The organism is Ligilactobacillus salitolerans (assembly GCF_003864415.1).
In the GTDB taxonomy this organism is placed as follows: Bacteria; Bacillota; Bacilli; order Lactobacillales; family Lactobacillaceae; genus Ligilactobacillus; species Ligilactobacillus salitolerans.
In genome coordinates this window covers 1,186-23,147 of the sequence record NZ_BFFP01000028.1, presented here as the reverse complement: position 1 = coordinate 23,147, position 21,962 = coordinate 1,186, and the positions used below count along the sequence as shown (strand labels likewise).

The window sequence follows — 21,962 nt, the reverse complement described above, 5'->3', positions numbered from 1 at the left end:
ATGTGGAGGGATAGGAACATGGGAGTAATCAGTGGCAAAGCTGAACTAAATATTCTAAACGATTTGAATAATACCAAAGGCTATCACGCTATCATCTACACCAAGCCAAATTGCAGCAAGTGCAAACAGACGGCTATTAGACTGGCGATGTCTAAAGAGATCAGAGCATTAACTGACTATCCAGAACTGAGAGAGAAGTTCATTGACATGGGAATTAAGTCCATGCCTGTTGTAGTGATTACCAAAGGTAAGGAGATCAAAGACATTTGGTGTGATTATCAGATAGACAAGATTAAAGAGTGGAGTGAGAAGTAATACCTTGCTTGGGTTAGTGCGAACATATCCCGATGAAGAATCGAAAAGCACATACATACATACATGCGCAATCAAACAAACTATAGTTCTAGAGCAAAGCGCTGAACTAATCGGTTAACCAAATATACTGGCTGGGTTCCCGAACGGGAGTAAGGTAGTAATGCCGAGAAGTCCTTTGCCAGTTACATATTTCTGTATAGTCTAATGGTAGGACACAAGACCTTGAATCTTGAGATGTTGGTTCGATGCCAGCTATAGCAGTTATATAGAGGAGCTAAATAGGATGAGAATTAGAAAATTGCAGAGTTGTTCACTTAAAGACATACTTGACGAATTAAGCAAGAAACATCCAGAGTTTGTTAGAAAGGTAGAGGATTAAGTTATGCCAAAGGTACACCAATGTTCAGAACAGAGATGCCATCGCATGATACCTTTCGACCATCGCTATTGTGATGTACATGCTCCATTGCATAAGCAATACCAAGTGACATCACATAAGCAGAAGCTGGTTGACTATAAACAATACAATCGAACACAGCGAGATGATAAAGCTAACAGCTTCTATCGCACCAAGCAATGGGAACAGGTAAGGAACTACGTTGTTAATCGTGACATGAACATGTGCCAAGTGTGTGGTAACACAGTAACTAACAGAAAGATTGTAGATCATTGCATTCGATTAGAGTATTGCAGAAATCCACTAGATACAGCTAATCTAAATACGCTCTGTTATAGATGCCACGGAATTAAGACCAGAATGGAAAAGAGAATGGTTGAGCAGGGGAAAGAAAACATATTGCAACACGCTAAATTTAGTTGGTGGAAGAAAGCTATAAACGAAAAGTTATAAAAAGAATGAAACAAATTTATAGTTAGTTTAAACAAGCCCCGCCCTATCAACGTTATGATAAAGCACACGCACATAAACTCAGATTTTCCAGAGCAACATTTTCAAAACTTCGCTATTTCTGGGTGATACACTGCCGCTGAATGTTGATACACTAATGATTTACAGCATTTTTGATACTATACGTTATATAGTATCGTACATATAACATACCGTACCTACGCACATAAGGGCTTTTGATACTTTTTAAGATTGGAGGTGGGTACATGCCACAGAAAATGAAATTGACGACCGATAAAAACGCTCGGCCCTATCAACGTCGGCGAACAGAAGCACTCAAGAAAGATGCTAAGGACAAAAAACAGTTGCAGAGTACGCCGCCGAAAATCTTAAAGGGCAAGGCTCGTTACGCATATACACAACTTTATCCTGTATTAAGAGAGTCTGGCTTTATTACGCAAGCCGATATTGATACGGTGACCCTATTCTGTATGCAGGTTCAGAACTACAAAGATTCATATGAAAATATTGTTGAAGAAGGAGCCAGTATTAAAGGGAAACCAAATCCATTTATTAAGACTTTAAATGATGTTACGAAGTCGGTTCAGTCACTCGCTGATGATTTGGGCTTAACGCCTGCTGCTCGTGCTAGATTGCTTGAGACAGTTGAGCAGGACGACGGTGGAGAGTCAATGAGCGATCTGCTTAACAAAGGCGGTGACTTCTAGTGGACGAAATAGATTTAACCAGAAAAGGTATGAGCGTTGATAAGGCTTATACCGAACAGCGTGATAAAGGATGTTATAAAAAAGCATTCAAGCATTACAAGGACCCTGCCACGAGATATGCTTTTGCAGTCCTGGAAGGAAAGATACTTGCTGGCAATATGATTAAGCTGAACGCATTCCGACATCTGCAAGACCTAAGACGTGTGGAAGAAGATGATAAGTTTAAATATGTCTACGATCTAACTAAATGTCGGGCAATATTAAACTTTGCGAAACTTGTCCCCGATGTTTCGATGGGTAAGCCACTTCCTTTAATGCTTTGGCAACAAGCGATTTTATGCTTAGCTCAAGGCTGGCGAGATAAGAAAGGCGAGAAGCGATATTCACGTGTGCTGTTCAGTGTAGCTCGGACTAACGGCAAGACTTATCTGAGTAATATTCTACTGGCCTATGCGTACATTATCGAAGCGGACGGACTATACAACCAGGACATGGCTTACATTGCTCCTATCACTGACCAGTCGCAGAAGGGTTTCGCATATATTACGACTACATTCAACGCATTGGCTGATATACCGGCTTTTAAGCGAGAGTTCCGTGACAAAGGTATAACTCCACTCCACGACTATGTTATTAGCCGTAAAACGCAGAATAAGCTGTCTAGGAACTCGCATGAATCTGGCAAGTTCGATAGTCACCATTACTTGTTAGCAGTAGCCGATGAGCAAGGCGACGATCAACGTATTGGAAAAATTAAAGAAAACAACGGTAAGATTACTTCTGGACAAATTCAGACAGCAAATCACCAATTTTTTCAGATTTCAACTGCATATCCCGATAGTAATTCCTATTTCTATCACGATGAGCGGATGCTGGAAGAAGTAATGATGAAAGACTATGAGCGTGTGCTAGACGATTATCTATGTATTGTATACGAGCAAGATGAGCTATCGGAAACTGACAAGCCCGAATTATGGGGGAAGTCAAATCCTATTCTTGATTTAGACCAGCAAAAGCACGATCTAATGATTAAGTCCCTTGTTTCTGAACGTAATACTAAGATGCAAGATGGCTCGCTGACTGAATTTCAGAATAAGAACCTTAACATGTGGCTCCAAGTTAAAGTTAATAGTTATCTTGAATTAGACGACATCAATAATGCAACCCTGGATGAGCCACCTGTTGATATAGACGGCAGAAAGGTATTTATTGGCTTTGATAAGTCAAACATGTCTGATGATACTGCAATCAGCTTTCTGTTCCCGTATACGGACACAGACGGCACTAACAAGTGGTACATCTATCAACATTCATGGGTTCCTTTGGCGCGAAGCCAAGGCAATATTAATATCAAAGAAAAAGAAGATGGAATCGCTTATCAAGAAGTTGAGAAGTTGGGCTATGCTTCAATCACGAAAGACCAATTTGGATATATTGACGATGGAGCGGTTTATGAGTGGCTTCTGGACTTTGTAGATGAGCATAATTTGAGCGTCCAGTATTTTTGTTATGACCGATGGGGGACAGCAAAGATTATCCCTTGGATTGAGCAGAAAACAGACTGGAATACAATGCCAGTTAAGAATGTTATCCAGTCACTCAACGAACCTACGATTGATTTTCGCAAGCAAATGGCGAGCGGGAAAATCAAATATCTCAACGATCCGATTATCAAGTATAGTCTAAAGAATGCTGTTCTATTCAGTAATAACAATGGTGTTAAGATTGACAAAGAGAAAGCTACATCCAAAATTGACTTCGTGGACGCTACAATGGACGCCTACTATGCAGCTATGTATTTCTTTGATGATATTTCATTGGATAAGATTGATAAGAGTAATCCGTTTGCTGGAATGGATAATGATGCTATTAACGATTATTTTAAACAAGATTTCAGTTTCTAGGGTGGTGATGATTTGCAGAAATTACTCAATTTAATAATTTCAAATATCAGTTTTATTCTGGTTGTACTTGCGATGTGTTCATTCGTGTATGCAGCCTTTTTATTTACTTTTAAAGCCACTTTTATTGTTGGCGGACTATGCTTAATTGCTCTAGCTTATATTGTTAGCCCAGACGAAAGGGGGTGAGATAAACGAATCCATTTAAGAAGTTTACAAAGCCCCAAATTCGTAGCCAAACACTAAACAGCGGTGGCTATAGCCCTTTTATTGTGTCTAGCGATGGGAAAGTTATTACTGCCAATGTAGTCAACACTGATACAGCTTTGCGCAATAGTGATATTTTTACCGTCATCAACCGTATCTCAAGCGATATTGCATCATGTGATATTCGCATTGGAGAGCCTTTTAAAACGGTAGTAGACCAGCCCAATAATCTGATTAGCCGATATAACTTTTGGCAGGCAGTTATTTCTCAAATGTGTCTAGCGGGCAATGCCTATGTTGTAATTAAGCGCAACTCTCAAGGCATTCCAGAACGTTTGGAACAAGTTACCAATAGCCAAGTAACGATCACTTTAGAAGATTATAGCAAGGATATTACTTACACCGTCAATTGGAATGATGAACGGGGGCAGAAAGATTATAAGTCACAAGATATGCTACATTTCCGTTTATTCGTTAGCGGTCAAGAAACATCTAAGCTTGTTGGGCTGTCTCCACTTGATAGCCTAATTCCAGAGCTTAACATTCAAGATTACTCGCATAAGATGTCGATGGCAATGCTCAAGAGTGCGATTGCACCAAGCTACACGCTGACAATTCCGCAAGGCATTCTGGATGATGAAGCTAAGGAAAACATTCGCAATAGCTTTGAGAAAGCCAATACTGGCGAAAACGCTGGCAAGGCTATTGTATTAGACCAGGGACTGCAGCTTGCTCCATTGCAAATAAATCCAGATATTGCAAAGTTGATTAGCAATACTACATTCTCTCAGACGCAGATTGCTAAAGCATTTGGTATTTCTGACAGTTATCTAAACGGACAAGGCGATCAACAGTCTAGTGTCAATATGATGCGCAGCTTGTTTATTGATTCGCTTAATCCTTACATCAAATCGGTTGAATCAGAAATGAGAATGAAGTTTGGTGTGCCAGTTAAGCTGGATATTGAGAGTGCAGTTGATATTGATAACAGCGGGCTGATTAACCGCATCGTGCAGCTAACTGGAAGTGTCAAAGGCTCAACTCCTGTTTTATCGGCTGAGCAAGCTAGAGAAATTTTAAAAGACAAGCAAGTCTTTCCAGATAATATTCTGGACATGAAAGGAGGTGAGACTAACGACACAAGCAACGATGGAAGTACGAGTGAACAAATTACAGGTACGAGCTAGTGAGAATGATAGCCACCAAATCGAAGGTGTTGCAATTGTCTACAATAAGCCGTCACAAAACATGGGTTTTTATGAATATATAGCGCCTAGCGCATTGGAAGGAGTTGACTTGAGTCAGCTCCTTTTACTTTACAGTCATAGCTACCAGAATGTGTTGGCCAGTGTAGCATCTAAGACCTTATCAGTAGATAACAGGGACGATGGACTACACTTTAGCGCACAATTGCCGAATACATCTTTAGGCAATGATGTGGCAGAACTGATCGCAACAAAACGAGTTAGCGGTATGTCATTTGGTTTCAAGATTGCAGAAAGCGGTGATTCATGGACTAAGCAGGATGATAAAGTCATCCACACTGTTAATCAGATTGAGTCCATGAGCGAGATTTCTATTACACCGATTCCTGCATATCAAGAGACACAAGTAAGTACACAAGTTAAACGTTCACTTGAAGAATTTAAGAAAGGAGTTGTAAGAGAAAATATGGCAGAAAATGAAGTAGATTTAGCTGGTTTGCTAGAAAAACTAATTGATAAGTTGGGTGATAGCAAGCCAGAGCCTAAGGCGGTTAAAAAAGACGAGCCAACTGAACCAGAGCCAGTTAAGGAAGAACCCGAAGCGGACGAAGGCGAAGATGATCGCGCTGCAAAGAAACAGACATTGCCTGGAGTTACTACTGAAGCAGTGGTACCAGCTAAAAAACAGCAACGGGACGATGAAGATGTAGACACACCAGATGATAGCGGCGGTGTTGCTCCAGATGTTTCAGACATTCCTGTTGATGATAATGATGAAAATGCTAAAAAAATTAGCGAAGAAAAACGAGAAGTTAAGCCCGACGAAGAAAAAAGAGAGGTGGCCAAAGATATGGCTCAAAACATTACTCCACAAGCGAATGTGGAAGATGAACAGAAACGAGATTTCGAAGAATTTTTAAAGAAAGGCAAAATCGAACGAGATGCTAACTCGCATATTGCTCTGCAAGACGGTTCAGTTATCATCCCCGAAACTATCCTGCCAGCAGAACATGAACAGCATCAATTCCCACGCTTGAACAGCTTGGTACGCAAGATTGCTGTTAAGACTACAACTGGTAAGTTGCCAGTATTCATGACATCTGACGATGTATTAGCTCCGCATACAGAATTTGGTGCAAGTGATCGTCACGCAGTACCAGAAATCAAACCAGTACCTTGGGATTTGAAGTCATACTCAAGCACATACGCATACTCACAGGAGTTGCTGGACGACTCTCAGTACAACTGGGAATCAGAATTGCAACAGCGCTTGATTGAATTGCGTGATAACACCGATGATACTCAAATCATGACAGCATTAACTGACGGTGTGGATAAGGTAGCGGCTGCCGATGGGAATGCTTTAGTCCAAGCAATCAAACACGCTTTGGACGTTGATTTGAAACCGAACGATGCACGTGACGCTTCTATTGTCTTGTCGCAATCAGCATTCTATGCTTTGCATCAGTTGCAGGATAAAGAAGGACGTGACTTAATTCAGCCAGACATGACTAATGGAGCTTCTCAACGCTTGTTGGGAAAGACTTTGGTAGTCGTAGCTGACGAATTGTTCCCAGAAGCAAAAGCTGGTGACATCAATGCAGTTGTTGCGCCAATGCAGAAAGCCGTTATTGAGTTCAAGAATAACGAAATCACTGGTAAATTCATGGATAATTACGATGTATTTTATCGTTTGTTGGGCATCTATGAACGGCTTGATGTTGTCCAAGCCCGTAAGGACTTGATTGTCTATATCGGTACGGCGGGGGAATAGCAAGCCCAGTGGTCGGCACGGCTAAAGTGGGCAGTGCGGCAATTAAATAATAGAAAGGAAGTATTGATAAATGGCATATACACCACATACATGGAAGGTTGGAGACACCATTACAGCGGACTTACTCAACGCTTTAGAAACTGGAGTTGGAGCTGTAAAGGATGGTGCTAAAGGCGACACCGGTTTAACTGGCCCTGCTGGTAAAGATGGTGCAACGGGTGTCGGTGTTAAGTCTATTGCGCTAACAACTGATGCAGACGGAAAAGTCACTGGTGGTACTCTAACAACTACGGACAACAAGACTTCTGCAATTACTGTCACCGTAGCAGGTGCCTAGATTAACACAGTCGCTTTGAAATAAACAGTATGCGAATGCAAGCGGCTATAAAAGGAGGTGATTAATCATGATTGACCCGAGCAAGGTTCTAACTGAACTTAATTTGGATGAAACAGACGAAAATATGCAAACTGTAACGTCATTAGTGGAGCAGTCTGCACATATTGTAGCCAATTCTATCTCTCAAGACGTCTCACAAGATGTTTTTGAAGACAATGACATCTATGAGCGAGCAGTAATCACTTTGGCAACAGATTTGTATTACAATCGGACACTTCCAGACGGATTAAGCTTGGGATTGCAAATGATGATTAACACGCTCAAAGGGGTTGATTGGACTGGCGCAGAAAAAGAATAGGTTCCAGCCGTATCAACTCAATCGAGTTGCTCAGTTTGGTATAGTCGAATCACAAGAGAATGCTGCAGGTGTAAACGTGTCAGTATTTGTCCCTAAGATGAAACTACATTATGCACGCGTTAAACACTCAATCACACAACGTTATTTAGCAGAAGGAACTGACTTGTCAGACACGATAGACATTGCAGTCCGCCATAATGATAGTGTGGAAGAAATGCAACAGGTCATGATTGATGATGTTGCTTACAATGTCCAAGAAGTTTCACCAGATAATGAGATGTACATTGCATATGATTTTGTGACTATCAAGAAAGTAAAAAAAGGTGGTGGTAGTCGTGGCTGAACGCGATATGGACGAGATTCTAGATAGTTGGCTCAAGCAAGTTGAATCACTAGCAAACATTTCTGTTTCTGACAGAGGTAAGATCACTGGAGCTGGCGCAGAAGTATTCAGACAAGATTTAGAAGCTGAGACTAATCGAAAACATAGATCTAGCCATAACGATAAAGTCTATGGACATGCCGCCGACCACGTAACTATGCAACGTAGCAACTCAGAGGGTAGGCGCACAGGTGTTTCGACTGCTGGCTGGGATAACCGTTACCATGCTATGAATATGCAACGTTTGAACGATGGTACCAGAAAGTATACGGCAGACCACTTTGTTGACAATTTACGCAAGAGTGATAGTGAGATTGAGAAAGTTCTACTTGCTGAGTCCACTGAGTATCAGAAGTTAGTCGATAGGGCAGAAAGGAAGGTCTAATGCTAGCTACTACGCAAGCAAAGAAGCTTATCCAAGATGCCAACTTCGACAAGGTCGATGATGTCTTTTCTATGAACATTCCGCAGAAATATATGGATAGTACGGACAAGACACAGATTCTAGTGACTGATGTCAGTACTGATACCGAACTAGAAGGCAATGATGACTTCTTTGCAACAAATAAAGAGATTGAAGTTCAAATTTTTTACAAACTAAAATTAGACTTCGATCCAGAAGAACTAGAGCTGCCGTTATTAAAGCTTTTCAAAGCTAATAACTGGCATATAACACAAATAAGAGAACACGTTCCCGACCCGGACACATTCCAGGTTACGGGGACGTTTTATTTTACAAAAATGGAGGTAATAGCAAATGGCTAATGTAGGCTTAAAGATGCTCACTGTCGCATTATTTGACGACAAAACGGGCAAGATTATTACTGGAGATGACGGATTATCAGAAACAGGTATTCTTGAAATTGATAACCGTTACTTTGGCTCAACACAAGCGAATATGACTAACCTTGAAGGCTCAGTTAATAAAGTATCTGGTAACAACATGGTGCAATGGTCGTATGTTAATCCAGCTGCACCGCAGGTTGATGTAATTGTCAACAATCTTGATACTGACATCAAGAACAAACTTTTGGGACGTAAGGGCGATGGCAAGGGTGGCTATGTCTTTAGTGGCACTAAGCCAACAGTTGGCTTGTTAGTCAACACTCAGAAGATTGATCGTTCTGCCGATATCTACTTTGGCTTCAGACGGACGAATATGTCGTCTGCAACTGTCAATGTTGGTACTGATACAGACCAAGCTATTACGATGTCAACCGATGCACTGACATTTACAGCTTTAGGTGTACCAGAATGGAATGATGGCCAGCCGTTCAAGGATTGGGTTTCTGACGGTACTGACTTCGATAAAGATGCAATGTTGGCTGATGTGTTCCCTGGATATGCAGCTGGTGGCGATGCGGGAAAATAACTGCCCCGATCGTTGACCAAGGCGTAGTCGGGGAAGCCATTCTCAATAGATAGACATATAGTCGCCTACGAAATAGACAATACTCGCAAGAGGGCGGCTTTTTAAAAAGGAGTTCAGAATAATGGTTGAAATTTACATCAAGCAATTTAAGAAAAAATTCGCAGTTAAAGCATCAAATAGAAATATGACTAAAACATACGACTTCCAGTTAGCACTTGCTAAGTCACAAGATATTGATAATCAAGATGGTATTGCGGTTATCAAACTATCTAAAGAAGCTACACAAACAACTGTTCAGTACATCAAAGACGTGTTGAAGCTTACTGACAAGCAATTTGAGACGCTGGAAGATATGGAGTTTACTGAAACAGTTGAGCTTGCTAACTACATCTCTATGCGGCTGATGGGCATGTCGGATGAAGATATCAAGAAAGCGAATGAAGAAAGCTCGGGGGAAGAATAAGTCCAGCTCAGCGTGTCTTTGAATTAAGAAGAAACATTGAGGACATGAAGAGAGTTAAGAAGAGCGCTCTCGTAAACTTTGGCTGGACGATTGACGAGATAAATGAAGCCGATTATTTTGAGCTTCTGGATATTATGTCTGCAAAAGATGAGAAAGATGAAGAAGTAGATCCAATGACACTGTTGAAAGGGGGTAACTAATTGGCTCACGTACAAGCTAGAATGTCGACTGAGATCGCGCTGAATACATTAAAGGCTAGCGAGAACTTAAACCACTTAAAGACAGTAGTCCAATCGACAACTCGTGCATGGAAAGCTCAAGAAACTCAGATGAAGTCCGCAGGTGACTACATGGGCGCATCTGAGAGACGTGTAGACGGTTTAAGACAGTCTATTAAAGAACAAGGTACTGTTGTTGACAATCTGAAAAAGAAGCAAGAAGGACTAGATGTTAGTACTAAAAGCGGTGCTAACGAGTTCCTAAAGTATCAGAAGCAGATTGATTCTGCCACCGTACAGATGAGATCAATGGAAGGACAACTTTCACGTGCTGAGAAACAGATGCAGTACCAGAAATCTGGGCTTGCTTCTCTACAATCTGCCTACAAGCTTAATAACAAAGCAGTTGAAGCTAATGTTTCACGTTTGAAAGCAGAAGGTAAAGAAGCCTCATCAACAGTCGCTAAGTATAACGGCTTGCAGAGTTCGTTAAAGAATTTAAAGTCTCAGTATGACATTCAAGAGCGAGAATTAAAGCAAGTTGAGCAAGCCAGTGGAAAGACTAGCGATGCGTACAAAAAGCAAAAGATTCGCTTAGATCAGACTGGTAAAGCGATGGCTGAGGCTAAAGCCCAAACTAAAGCTATGAGTGGTGAATTTAACAAGCTACAGCCGACTGGCATTAAGCGTGTCGATAATGCGGTAGTTAAGGTTAAAGACCACACTGGTAAATTGGGAGCTGCTGCTAAAGCTAACTTTGCTAAATTCAAAAGCGCTGCTATTACCGCAAGCATTGGTGTTGGCATTCTAGGTAGTTCAATGGTCAAGGGTGCTAAGCAAGCGTCAGAACTGCAGAATACTTACAATGAGAATACTAACTTGCTTGTAACTGCTGGCGAGAAACAGAAAAATGTAACTAAAGAAATCGCTCAAATGCAAAAGGACGGACGGAAGTATTCTGTCCAATACGGTGAGAGCCAGCACAATATCGCTAAAGGCTATCAAGAGTTAGTCAAGCGTGGCTATGATGGTGAGCAATCGCTTGGCGCTATGAAGTCAATTCTGCAAGCGTCTAAAGCTTCTGGTGATGATTTCAGCGACACGATGCAAGTTACTACTTCCACACTTGAAGCGTTTGGTATGCGGACGAACTCAACTTCTGGAATGATGAAGAACACTGCTAAAGTTGCCAATAGCTTGGCGATGGCTGCCGATGCAACATCAACAAACTTTAGTGATTTAGGTGTCGGCATGTCCTATGTTGGTACCAGTGCAAAACAAGCTGGTCTGTCGCTGGAAGATACAGCTAGTGCAATGGGTGTCTTATCTAATTCTGGAATTGAAGCAGATAAAGCAGGCACTGGCTTGCGCAAAACTATCAATAGTTTGATGTCGCCAACTAAAAGTGGTGCCGATGCGCTGGAACAATATGGTTTATCTGTCGACGATTTCAAAACTAAGTCAGGCAAATTGAAACCTATTGGAACAATCTTCGAAGAGATTGGCAAGAAGGTTCCGAAAGGCGAACAAGCCAACTTTTTCCACAACGTGTTTGGTACGACTGGGCAAAATGCTGCTTCTGTTTTAGCTCAGAATACTAGTGAATTAAAGAAAGTCAACGATCAAGTTGCTGGAGCATACAAAAATGATTATGTCGGCAAATTGTCAACTAAAAACATGAAGTCCGCTCAAAATCAAATTAAACAGTTTAAACAAGCTGGTAACATGATTCTGACAACTGTTGGCGGTGAGATGCTTCCAGCAATGTCTAAGTTTAGTAAAGCGATGACTAAGGCACTAACATCTAAAGACGGTCAGGCTGGACTAAAAGCGATTGCCAAAGGCTTAGGAAGTATTATGAAAGCGATCGGCAATGCAGTGGCATTCATAGGAAAACATCAGAAAGGTGTAGAGACTTTTGGCAAAGTGATGTTAGTTGCTTTTGCTGGAGCAAAGCTGTTTAAAGGTATCAGTACATTAGTTGAATTGCTAGGCGGTATTCCATTAGCTCTCACTGCTATTGGCGGTCCTGTTACGATTGCTATTGCCGCTATTACCGCTATTGCTGGTGTGGCTATTGTAGTCAAGGATAATTGGAAGCCTATCAGCAAGTTCTTTAGTAATCTTTGGAAAGGTATCAAGAAAGGCGCTTCTGATGCGTGGAAGAGCATTAAGAAGGGTGTTTCTGGTGTCTGGAAGTCAATCAGCAAAGCTTTCTCACCAGTAGCTAAAGGAATTAGTAAAGTGTGGAAGTCAGTTACCAAGGGCACTTCTACTGCGTGGAAAGGTATTAAGGAAGTAGTTAAGATTGGCGCAACCGCAGTCAAAGTTGTAGCTTTAGCGCCTTTAGTCGTCTTAGCTGCTACTATTGTTTCAATCTGGAAGCATATCAAGAAACCGACTACGGAAGTTTGGAATTGGCTCAAAGGTTTTGTTGGTGGAATTGCAAAGAGTGTTAAAACTACTGTATCTAAATGGTTCAATGCACTAAAGAATACGATTACCACAATCTGGAATTCTATCAAGAAGGTAACTTCTGCCGTTTGGAATCCAATTAAGAAGTTTATAACAGGTATAGCTAAGTCAATTAAGGATACTGTAACCAAATGGTTCCATTCATTGCAAAACAGTGTAACAGGCATTTGGAACGCTATTAAAAAGAATACATCAGCTATTTGGAATCCAATTGGCAAGTTCTTGGGCAGTAAGTCTAAATCAATTAGTCACTCAGTTTCAAAGTCTTTTAATGGTTTGAAAGGTAGCTTGTCGAATATCATGGGTTCTATCTCTGATAAGTGGCATAAGACCTGGAATAGTATGGCAAGTTTCTTTGGCACCGTCTGGACTAAGATTAAAGGGCACGCTAAGGATGGTATTAAAGGCGTTGTTGGCTGGCTTAATGGTGGTATTGGAGGAATTAACAAAGTCATCCACACATTTGGCGGCAGTAAAACAGCTATCAATCCAATTAAGCTTGCTAAAGGCGGTACTGCTAAAGGCTTGGCGATGGTCAATGATGGTGCTGGTGAAGAAGCAATAATCAAGAATGGCAAAGCCTACAAAGTTAAAGGCAAGAATGCTTTGGTCAACTTCGATGGCGATGAAACTGTCATCCCACACGAAGAATCACGTGCTATGTTTGGCGATGCAATCAAACGTTATGCTAAAGGCTCTACAGGCTGGTTTGCTTCGCTAACTGGTTGGGTCAAAGACAAATGGGATGGCTTAAAGGATTTTATCAAACATCCACTTAAGTCATTGACAGGAATCATGGACAAAGCGATGGCAAAAGTTAGCGGTAGCGAGATCGTAACCAAACTTACACCAGCTTTGGGACATGGGCTTATCACAAGTATTTCTGATGCTTTTGGAAAACTGCTCAAGAAACTCAAATCTAAGCATGATAAAGAAGAGGGAGATGCTGGTGGTGCAATGGGCGCTCCAGCTGGTACTGGTGTCAAGCGCTGGACAGCAACTGTTAAGAAAGCATTAGCTGCAAACAATCTCTCTACTTCTGATTCGATGGTCAATAAAGTTCTGCGACAAATTGCCACTGAATCTGGTGGGAATAACAAAGCTGTCCAAGGCAATATCGGTGACATTAACAACTTGACTGGTGATCTAGCTAAAGGGCTGATGCAGACAATAAGTGCAACTTTCAATGCGTACAAATTTGCTGGTCATGGAAATATTTTTAATGGTTATGATAATTTGCTGGCAGCATTAAACTATGCTAAACACCGCTATGGCAAGAGCCTATCATTTTTAGGCAACGGTCATGGCTATGCTAATGGTGGGCTTATCAATTCTCATGGTATGTATGAGATTGGCGAAGGAAACAAGCCAGAAATGGTGATCCCGATGGACAGCATGAAATCGAGCCGAGCAATGCAGCTTCTCTCGCAAGTTGTAGCTAAGCTTGCGCATGATAACCCACAAGTTGGGACTGAAACGAGCTTAGAAAGCGTCTCTCACGATGACTTTAAGAAGCTAAATGACAAATTCGACACATTGTTAGCAATGTTTGGTCAATTATTGGGATTAAATGGAGCTCAGCTGGAAGCAATCAGAAATGGGGCTTTTGACAAAACAAAAATGTACAATCAGCAAGCTAAAGACCAATCACTTGCAGATATCCAAAGCATAGGAGGTGTCTAGAATCAAATTAAATGGAAGTTGGATAAAGATTAAACCAGAAGGTAAAGATGAAGTTGATGTTTGTGATATGATACCTGGTCTTAAATTTTTGGGAGACGATTCTAGCCCTGTAATTACTAATAATTACCAAGACAACGCTGGGACTGACGGCAGTATCTTTGATTATTCTGCATACGGCAAGAATACTGTCAACGCTAAGTTCTGGCTACACTTTGGCGATTATTACGACTTGAAGCTAGTTAAGCACGATCTATACAGGCTGTTCAGCACAAAAGACTTATTCCGCATTCGTACAGACGCAGAGCCAGCGATCGTTAAGTTTGTACGTGCTGGCAACTTTGATATTACGCCTAGCGAAAATGGCGCAAATGATGCTGTCTTCACTATCCCGTTTGATAACCCAAGCGGATACAAGTACAGCTACCTAACATCAGATAACCCGTATCTGTACTCAACAGAAGGCTGGCAGATTGGTATGAACTTGCCAAACGGTCAGGACTTGAGCTATCACTTCACCGCTCCAAGTATGCGAGTGTATAACGCTTCTGACATTGCGATAGATCCGTACTTTCAACGTCACCAACTAAAGATAGTCATGAAGTACCAGGGCGATAGCTTGAAGTTGCTGAGCCGCACGAACGGCACATCGTGGAAGCTTACCAAGCATAGCGATTTCAATAATGACATCGTGCTGGACGGCATTAATACCACGATTGACGGAACGCCTGCAAGTAGCTATACAGATTATGGCAATATCACACTAGAGACAGGCTGGAATGACATTATTGCTCAAGGCGCAAGCAAACTTGATGTTGTGTTCAGTTTCCCGTTCATCTATCTTGGCTGATACGACATACACTCAAGACAAATTGCTGGTAAAAGGACTGCATAGCGCCTATGTAGAACCTTTACGGAGTTTTTTGTTCGACACGCTGACAGTTCAATTGGAGCAAAACAGCAGTTTCCAATTATCGTTCACAGCATATGATGACGGTTCAGTTGCGTTCAACATGCTGTCGGTTGAATCTAGTGTATTTTGGGGAAATGACGAGTACATCATCAAACAGTTTAATCCTGATTACACTAACGGCTTCACCACCTACCAAGTAACAGCTATCCAAGCGTGCTACGATATTTCTAAAATTAGACAGCGGCAAGTTAAGGCAGGTACTTTGACCTACTCGGTTCAAGATGTCCTGTCTTTTTATTTGGACGGAAATTCTCTTGGCTACACTTGGCGAGTAATCGGGAGCTTTGACAAACAACAGATTACTGATTTGGGAGGCGATTCTGGCAAGGATATGCTGGATAAGATCGTGGCCACTTGGCCTGACGCTGTTTTTTATCCCGAAAAAAGGATAGTCAGAATCTACCAGCACGATGCTTTTGCACAAGACTTGGGTCGGAGAATCGACTATCTGCATGATACGCCCGAGATCAAACTTGCTTATGATTCTACAAACATCGTTAATCAAGTTCTAGCTAGTGGCAAAACTAAAGAGAGCATTGATTCTGACAAAACGGAATATTACTTTGACCCTTTTATTGTGCAAGACGATAAGAGCATTCAAGAGTGGGGCTTGCGACCGGGCGATGATGTGTCTGATGAGAGATTCACTGACAAGGATGCAATGAAGGCTTATGCGCTATCACAACTCACACCAGAGCCGACTTTGAGCATCGAAGTCACACAGTCTTTGGACGCTATACCTAAGTTGGGCGAGATAAGACGGCTGGAGAACCGCAAGGACGGCTTTGTGACCAGCGTTGAAGTAGTCGGCTTTACACACTATCCACTGAACAGAAAGGCTTCTACGGTTGTTCTTAACAACCGAGCTAAGACGATTCTTAACTACAAATCTAGTCAGCAAAAAGCTTTGAACAAGGCTTTGAATGACACAAAAGCACAAGCAAAGGCTGCGGTCAATGACGCTAAGAAGGCCTTTAGCGCACGTATCATCGGAACTAGGGTAGAAACCGCACCAGTCGGGCTTAGGGCGATGGCAGATGACGACACGTTGCCTTTATATACCTTAAAGGTTGCCGAAGATAACGAAGATTTTGGGCTGAAAAAAGGTGATAGGTTTGCGGTACAGACTACTGCTAGTGGTGTTGAAGGACTGGATGCGAAGATAGCTGCAGGACAAGTTAGCTATGGATTGGCTACACCGACCAGTGATGGTCTGATGTCAGCCACAGATAAGACTAAACTTGATGGCATTGTGGACGCTACACAAGAGCAATCGGGGCTGATGTCACCAGCCGATAAACTAAAATTGGATAGCTTAAAACAGGAGCCTGTTGCTTCTATCGACATTACTGATAGTTCGACAGGCTCTATCTATAAACTCACCGTTTCGAACGGTGAAATAAAATTAATAGGAAGTGGTCAATAGTGGCAGTGTTTGAGAATGAATCAGATGCTTTTCAGAATAGAAATTATCGGCAACACATGGATCGTAATTGGAACGCTGGCAACAAGGAACTTGAAGCGCAAAAAAAGCGTATGGCTGACATGGGCAATACTAGCTATGAAGGCTCCAATGAAGTAACGCAGGCACGTATTGGAGTAGACGGCACGAAGCATAGCTCGCTGAATGGGCGTTTGGACGACAATGAACTGGAAGTGCAGGGCGCTCGGGGAACATACGCTAACCTAGGTTCCCGAGAGGATGCACAAGATAACGCGATTGTAAAAGCACAGTCTACTGCAAATAATAAATTTGACGCTACTCAAGCAGAATCGTATTTGAAATCAATTACAGCACTGCCCGAGACTTTTGCTAATTTAGCGGCGATTAAAGCTAAATACCCAAGCGGCAAAAACGGGTTGATGGTAGCGGCCGACAATGGTCACAAGTATATTTGGGAAAATAATGTATGGACTGATGCAGGGGTCTACCAATCTGTAGGAATCGCTGATCATAGTGTTGATAAAGCTCAAATAGCATATAGAGCCCAATATGGTGAGATTGTTTGTAGTCACGTGAGTGTTGATTTTGATCAAAAGAGAGTAGATATCACACATTGCATTCAAATAAACGCTAACACTGATCGTTTTTTAATTGGGAAAGATGTTGTAGTCCAGTTAGAGCCAAGTGGCAAAGTTGGTTTTTTTATTGGGTATAGCACAAATAACACATCTTTTATAGTTAAAACCAATGTTACCGACTTTAAGAGCGATGATATTTATTTGGGATGGATAGACCTCAGTAGTAAAACCTACAATATCCATGCGAACGATGTAGATATTGCTAATAAGCCTAATTTTGTTACAAATTTTGTGATTGCCAGCAAATACCCAGCGATTATTGATATTGGAAAAAGAACATTGCAAATTCCACAAGAAGGATATTGTAATCTTTTTTTTGCAAACGGCAAACCTATCACACTGTCTTCCAATAACAAACATCCGATAGATTTTTCCGGGATTACAGGTGCACAAACAATCAGCACATTTGTTTTTGTGAATGAAATAAATGGAATTATTAGCGGAAAAAGTACACAAGTTCCAGGAGAAAACGAGACATTAATCGGTTGGATCACATGGACAGGGAGTAGAAACGAGTATTATTTGAGCGGTCTAACTGCAGATGTAGTTAACACTCCTTCAAAGATTGGCACAGGTGGGCTTAACGCAGTAGCAATCGGCGATTCTATTACGTGGTCATATAATTCTGCCAAGTGGGCTAACATTGTATCCGAGATGTTAAACCTTAATAGCATGGATATCCAAGGGATACCTGGTTCAACATATGCTGTTAGGGAAGGCCACGATGACAGTGCTGTTGAGAAAATAAGTGGCGTTAATAGTGATCTAATCCTAATTGCGTATGGAATTAACGATTTTCATTCAAATATTCCCTTGGGAGAGTTTGGTAACAGTGACACAAAGACCTTCTATGGAGCGCTAGAAACAACATATTCAACAGTTTTAGAGAACAATCCAAGTGCCAGAATTATGGTAATAACTCCGATGAAGACCACAGGATATAATCAATTACCAGATAGCTACACAGAAAACAATCAAGGGCTTATAGAAGAAGATTATGTTAACGCTATGCAAAAGGTTGCAAGCAAGTATGGTTTACCAATTATTGATCTGTACAACAATGCTGGCATGTCACCTTTTTCAAGCGCACAAAGTAGCTTATATTTCAGAGACGGATTACATCCAAACCAAGCCGGAGAATATATCTATGCTCGCAAGGTCATAGAAGCAATCAATGCATTAAGCTAAGACATGTTAAGGATAAAATTAAGTTAGTCGCCTACGAAATCCACAGTACGCAAGGACGGCTATTTTGTGTAGAAAGAAGTGATTAGTTTGTGGATTTAGAACTAATAAAGCAGTGGGTTGGTATCCTCAGTCAAGCCGGCTTTTTTGGCGTGTTTGCTTGGCTGGGTAAAACAGGTGTGAGTTACATGCAGAATAAGCATGCGCTAGAAAAAGAAAAGCTAATGGCTAAAGACAAAGAACGTCAACAATGGTTGGAAAACCACGACAAGAATGTTGAAGCCATGAAGCAAGTCGATGAGAACTTGAAAGCAGGCAATGTTGCAGTCCTTCATCATATGATTTATGAAAATTGCAAAATGTATTTGGACAATGGTTATATCTCAACTGGAGAATTGAACGACCTAGAGTATTTATTTCGTAGTTACCAGAATTTAGGCGGAAATGGAACTGGAAAAATATTGTACAGCAAGTGTCAAAACTTGCCAGTAAAAGGAGATGCTCATATTGAAGAAAATTAAATTTAATTTCAACACCAAGTCAGCAGCAGCTTGGACAACACTTGCAGGTACTGTTATCTCGGCTGGAGTAGGTATCTTAACAGCTCTAGGTGTAACAGTTGACCAAACACAAGCAACTACCATTACAGGCGTTATTACAGCGGTTATTTCGTTACTGACATCGTTTGGTGTGCTGGTTGCACCAACTGACAAGAAGGGGTGATCTTTTGAATAAAAAAGTAGTAACTGGGCTGGCCGTTATGGCTGGCTTTTTATTTTGCGCTCAAACTGCTAATGCCAGCACTACCCGCGATTATGTTGGTGATTTTTCCAGCTATCAAGATTCTACGGTCCCATATATGCAACACTTTAAAAATCTCGGCATGAAAGGCGCAATCGTCAAGACTGGCGGGCACGGTGGTGGCGAAGGTTATCATTATCAAAACCCAAAAGCTAGTGCTCAGTTAGCTAGTGCTTCTAAAGTTGGCATGAAAGTCGGCACGTATTTCTGGGGTCAGTTTGGCCAAAGCAAAGCTGATGCACAGTTATCTGCTCAAATGGCCGTTAATGATGCAAAACGGAGCGGGCTAAAACCAGGGGCTGTGATTGCGCTTGATTATGAGTTGGGGGCATCTGCGAACAAGTATGGCAACACTGTAGCAATCTTGACTTTTGGAAACTATATCCAAAAGCATAACTATAAGTTTGCTTTGTACACCGGCTCATCTTATTTGCAAAATAACATCGATATCAACATGTACGGTGCTCGTTTTGGCACATCAATTTGGATCGCCAACTATAAGACTATGAGCCCACAAGTCGCACCAGATTTCAATTGGTTCCCAAGCTTTAAATATATTGCAATGTGGCAGTATGGATCTAACGTCAATGGTATTGATGGGAGTGTTGATCTAGTTGGCTTTATGAGCTCGGGTGATGTCAAGAATAATACCCCAATTAAACCTACTAAGCCAAACAATAGTAGCCAGACTAACGCTAAGAACACGACTTATAAAGTTGTCGCTGGTGATAGCTGGTGGGGGATCGCTAACCGTATCGGATTGGATATGTACACTTTGGCTAAATTGAATGGTAAGACGATCAATAGTGTTATCCATCCTGGGCAGGTTCTGAAAATTAAAGGAACACTCAAGAATAATGCTAAACCAAATAAACATGCCTCTCAGGCGACTTCTAACGCTCAGTACATCGTTAAGTCGGGTGATAGCTGGTGGAGTATTGCCACATCGCATGGTATGAGCATGTATAGCTTGGCCATGATCAATGGTAAGAGCATTAATTCAACAATTTACCCGGGTCAACGATTGGCAATTAAGAAAGGCGTTAAGCAGACGCAACAAGCTGCAGCACGTTATCGAATTGTCAAACGTGGGGACACGCTGCAATATCTTAGCTATCTGACCGGATATTCTGTCAATTATCTAGCAGGCAAGAACGGAATTGCGAATAAGAATAAAATTTGTGTGGGTCAACGAATCTACTATTAATCACTTAGAAGCTCTGGCAGAGATGCTAGAGCTTTATTTTTTGCAGTTTTTTAAAAATTGGTATATTTTTTCAAAACGGAAAAATCAATGATAACGAACGTATATAAAAGCATATGGACACATATAAAAATAAATTACCATAATAAATGGTATTAGAAAGCTTTAAAAACTGGGTGAAAAATATTGGTATATCTGTTGTTATTGGTTGTAAAAACGGTTATTATAAAAGTGTGTAGGGAGATGTGAACTTGATATTTTCATTTCGCTTGCACTAAAGGAGGAAAACAGTATGGCTACTACAACTTTTAGCAAGAATTTTAAGATTTCAAAAAAAGATAGTGACTCTTTTGTTAAATACATGAATGAAAATGTTTCACCTGCATCACAGAAAGATTTTAAATCTGAGATGGCTCATGCTACAGAGTATATGGATCAGTTTAAGAAAGCTTTAGGAATTAAATAGTGGTAAAATATAAGGTGTTTTCTTTAGCAGAAATTTTAGATCTTTTTAAAGAACAAGAAGAAAAATTAAACGATTATTTTAAAGAATTCTCTTGCCCAAAAGAAAAAGAGCTGGAGGATTTTTTAGTTAACAGTGCTATACATTATGAAAAAATTGAATATGGTAAGACCTTTTTAATCCTAAATGCACAGAAAATACAAAATGGTGTTATTGATATAATTGCCTTTTTTACAATTGGGCAAAAATCTATTGATATTAGCAAAATGAGTCAAAAAAAGAAGAGAAAAGTTATAGGATCTAGTATTCCCGGAAGGGATAGGCTTAAAAGTATATCTGGTTTTTTGATTGGTGAATTAGGTAGAAATAGTAATTATACTCATGATGACTTGCCTGGTTCTATTATCTTACAGGAGTGTTACAAGCAGATAGAAAAAGCACGTATGATCATAGGTGGAAATTTAATTGTTCTGGAATGCAGAAGAAAAATGTTTAAAAAATTCTATGAAGAGCAATCTTTTCATAGAATATCTGAGGACGCAAGCGATGATGGTTTAATCATGCTTTACAGAAAGGTAAGTTAGAGCTCTTAAATTGTTCAAATATTCCTTAAAGGGTAAAATAGCCAGTCGAGATTATTCCCGATAGGCTTATTTTTTTACAAACAAACTTCTGAAAAATGTTGGAGAGCTTTTTATTTTGACAAAAGAAAACTTTTCCGGTACTATAACCTTAGTCTCTAATGACACCTCAATATAAAGTAGTTTAGTTTAAGGCCCATTTCTGTTGAAGTGGGCTTTTTTGTGGTTGATTAATTATAAATATTGGTTTATATTTTTGTACGAAGCCCCCTAGGCTTCCTATAAGTTCTGTTGTCCCACCTTGTTCCTTGAGGTGGGCTTATTTTTATTTGCAAATTAAATTTGGCTTAACATTCGTACATTTTATCCTTTCTTGCTTAATTTCGTTGTACAATCAATGAGCATCGAAGG

Annotated in this window: 23 protein-coding genes and 1 tRNA gene; all 24 read left to right on the top strand. The window is 40.8% G+C overall.

The genetic code is table 11. From position 1 onward, the window contains the following. Nucleotides 1-18 precede the first annotated feature (18 nt). The 24 genes from LFYK43_RS08340 to LFYK43_RS08235 all read left to right on the top strand — a co-directional run bounded on the left by LFYK43_RS08340 (nucleotide 19) and on the right by LFYK43_RS08235 (nucleotide 21,554). Nucleotides 19-315 (top strand): thioredoxin domain-containing protein, encoded by a 297-nt coding sequence (locus LFYK43_RS08340; protein ID WP_158609216.1) that lies wholly within the window; start codon nucleotides 19-21, stop codon nucleotides 313-315. Nucleotides 316-505: 190 nt separating this feature from the next. Beyond that, nucleotides 506-576: transfer RNA gene (locus LFYK43_RS08335), tRNA-Gln, on the top strand. A gap of 121 nt (nucleotides 577-697) precedes the next feature. Beyond that, complete coding sequence (locus LFYK43_RS13090) at nucleotides 698-1,165, top strand: HNH endonuclease (RefSeq protein ID WP_124977302.1); 468 nt, start codon at nucleotides 698-700, stop codon at nucleotides 1,163-1,165. Nucleotides 1,166-1,428: 263 nt separating this feature from the next. After that, nucleotides 1,429-1,890: a phage terminase small subunit P27 family gene (locus LFYK43_RS08325; protein WP_124977300.1), complete on the top strand. Its 462-nt coding sequence runs from the start codon at nucleotides 1,429-1,431 to the stop codon at nucleotides 1,888-1,890. Further along, nucleotides 1,890-3,794, top strand: coding sequence for a terminase TerL endonuclease subunit (locus LFYK43_RS08320; protein ID WP_124977298.1), 1,905 nt, complete (start codon nucleotides 1,890-1,892; stop codon nucleotides 3,792-3,794). Before LFYK43_RS08325 ends, LFYK43_RS08320 begins: the two co-directional genes overlap by 1 nt. A 269-nt stretch (nucleotides 3,795-4,063) precedes the next feature. Next, on the top strand, nucleotides 4,064-5,185 hold the full coding sequence (locus LFYK43_RS08315) for a phage portal protein (protein WP_229718004.1): 1,122 nt from the start codon (nucleotides 4,064-4,066) through the stop codon (nucleotides 5,183-5,185). Next, nucleotides 5,160-6,977 carry a phage major capsid protein gene (locus tag LFYK43_RS08310; protein ID WP_158609215.1) on the top strand — a complete coding sequence of 606 codons (1,818 nt, stop codon included), beginning with the start codon at nucleotides 5,160-5,162 and terminating at the stop codon, nucleotides 6,975-6,977. The genes LFYK43_RS08315 and LFYK43_RS08310 overlap by 26 nt, the downstream gene beginning before the upstream one ends. Before the next feature lie 70 nt (nucleotides 6,978-7,047). Next, nucleotides 7,048-7,314, top strand: a complete 267-nt coding sequence (locus tag LFYK43_RS08305) for a phosphoenolpyruvate synthase (protein ID WP_124977292.1) — start codon at nucleotides 7,048-7,050, stop codon at nucleotides 7,312-7,314. A gap of 67 nt (nucleotides 7,315-7,381) precedes the next feature. Continuing rightward, nucleotides 7,382-7,672, top strand: coding sequence for a head-tail connector protein (locus tag LFYK43_RS08300; protein ID WP_124977290.1), 291 nt, complete (start codon nucleotides 7,382-7,384; stop codon nucleotides 7,670-7,672). Continuing rightward, on the top strand, nucleotides 7,644-8,015 hold the full coding sequence (locus LFYK43_RS08295) for a phage head closure protein (protein WP_124977288.1): 372 nt from the start codon (nucleotides 7,644-7,646) through the stop codon (nucleotides 8,013-8,015). Before LFYK43_RS08300 ends, LFYK43_RS08295 begins: the two co-directional genes overlap by 29 nt. Next, nucleotides 8,008-8,439, top strand: a complete 432-nt coding sequence (locus tag LFYK43_RS08290; RefSeq protein WP_229718003.1) for a phage tail protein — start codon at nucleotides 8,008-8,010, stop codon at nucleotides 8,437-8,439. The genes LFYK43_RS08295 and LFYK43_RS08290 overlap by 8 nt, the downstream gene beginning before the upstream one ends. Next, a complete protein-coding gene (locus LFYK43_RS08285; protein WP_124977286.1) occupies nucleotides 8,439-8,819 on the top strand; it encodes a DUF806 family protein in 381 nt (126 codons plus the stop codon). Before LFYK43_RS08290 ends, LFYK43_RS08285 begins: the two co-directional genes overlap by 1 nt. Then, nucleotides 8,812-9,426: a phage tail protein gene (locus tag LFYK43_RS08280; protein WP_124977285.1), complete on the top strand. Its 615-nt coding sequence runs from the start codon at nucleotides 8,812-8,814 to the stop codon at nucleotides 9,424-9,426. The genes LFYK43_RS08285 and LFYK43_RS08280 overlap by 8 nt, the downstream gene beginning before the upstream one ends. A 121-nt stretch (nucleotides 9,427-9,547) precedes the next feature. Further along, nucleotides 9,548-9,889, top strand: coding sequence for a phage tail tube assembly chaperone (locus tag LFYK43_RS08275; RefSeq protein WP_124977283.1), 342 nt, complete (start codon nucleotides 9,548-9,550; stop codon nucleotides 9,887-9,889). A gap of 44 nt (nucleotides 9,890-9,933) precedes the next feature. Further along, the gene (locus LFYK43_RS12700) at nucleotides 9,934-10,089 is read left to right on the top strand and encodes a hypothetical protein (protein WP_174713983.1); all 156 of its coding nucleotides are present in this window, start codon (nucleotides 9,934-9,936) and stop codon (nucleotides 10,087-10,089) included. Then, entirely contained in the window at nucleotides 10,090-14,265 is a 4,176-nt protein-coding gene (locus LFYK43_RS12850) for a phage tail tape measure protein (RefSeq protein WP_229718002.1), read from the top strand. It begins immediately after the preceding gene. Nucleotides 14,266-14,332: 67 nt separating this feature from the next. Continuing rightward, a complete protein-coding gene (locus tag LFYK43_RS08265) occupies nucleotides 14,333-15,112 on the top strand; it encodes a phage tail domain-containing protein (RefSeq protein WP_124977281.1) in 780 nt (259 codons plus the stop codon). Further along, nucleotides 15,042-16,661, top strand: a complete 1,620-nt coding sequence (locus LFYK43_RS08260; protein WP_124977279.1) for a phage tail protein — start codon at nucleotides 15,042-15,044, stop codon at nucleotides 16,659-16,661. The genes LFYK43_RS08265 and LFYK43_RS08260 overlap by 71 nt, the downstream gene beginning before the upstream one ends. Then, entirely contained in the window at nucleotides 16,661-18,505 is a 1,845-nt protein-coding gene (locus LFYK43_RS08255) for an SGNH/GDSL hydrolase family protein (RefSeq protein WP_124977277.1), read from the top strand. Before LFYK43_RS08260 ends, LFYK43_RS08255 begins: the two co-directional genes overlap by 1 nt. An 89-nt stretch (nucleotides 18,506-18,594) precedes the next feature. Beyond that, entirely contained in the window at nucleotides 18,595-19,023 is a 429-nt protein-coding gene (locus LFYK43_RS08250; protein ID WP_124977275.1) for a hypothetical protein, read from the top strand. After that, nucleotides 19,010-19,225, top strand: coding sequence for a hypothetical protein (locus LFYK43_RS08245; RefSeq protein WP_229718001.1), 216 nt, complete (start codon nucleotides 19,010-19,012; stop codon nucleotides 19,223-19,225). Before LFYK43_RS08250 ends, LFYK43_RS08245 begins: the two co-directional genes overlap by 14 nt. A 4-nt stretch (nucleotides 19,226-19,229) precedes the next feature. Continuing rightward, nucleotides 19,230-20,510, top strand: a complete 1,281-nt coding sequence (locus LFYK43_RS08240) for a LysM peptidoglycan-binding domain-containing protein (RefSeq protein WP_229718000.1) — start codon at nucleotides 19,230-19,232, stop codon at nucleotides 20,508-20,510. Nucleotides 20,511-20,799: 289 nt separating this feature from the next. Then, entirely contained in the window at nucleotides 20,800-20,973 is a 174-nt protein-coding gene (locus LFYK43_RS12580; protein WP_158609214.1) for a hypothetical protein, read from the top strand. After that, on the top strand, nucleotides 20,973-21,554 hold the full coding sequence (locus tag LFYK43_RS08235; RefSeq protein ID WP_124977273.1) for a hypothetical protein: 582 nt from the start codon (nucleotides 20,973-20,975) through the stop codon (nucleotides 21,552-21,554). The genes LFYK43_RS12580 and LFYK43_RS08235 overlap by 1 nt, the downstream gene beginning before the upstream one ends. Nucleotides 21,555-21,962: the final 408 nt, after the last annotated feature.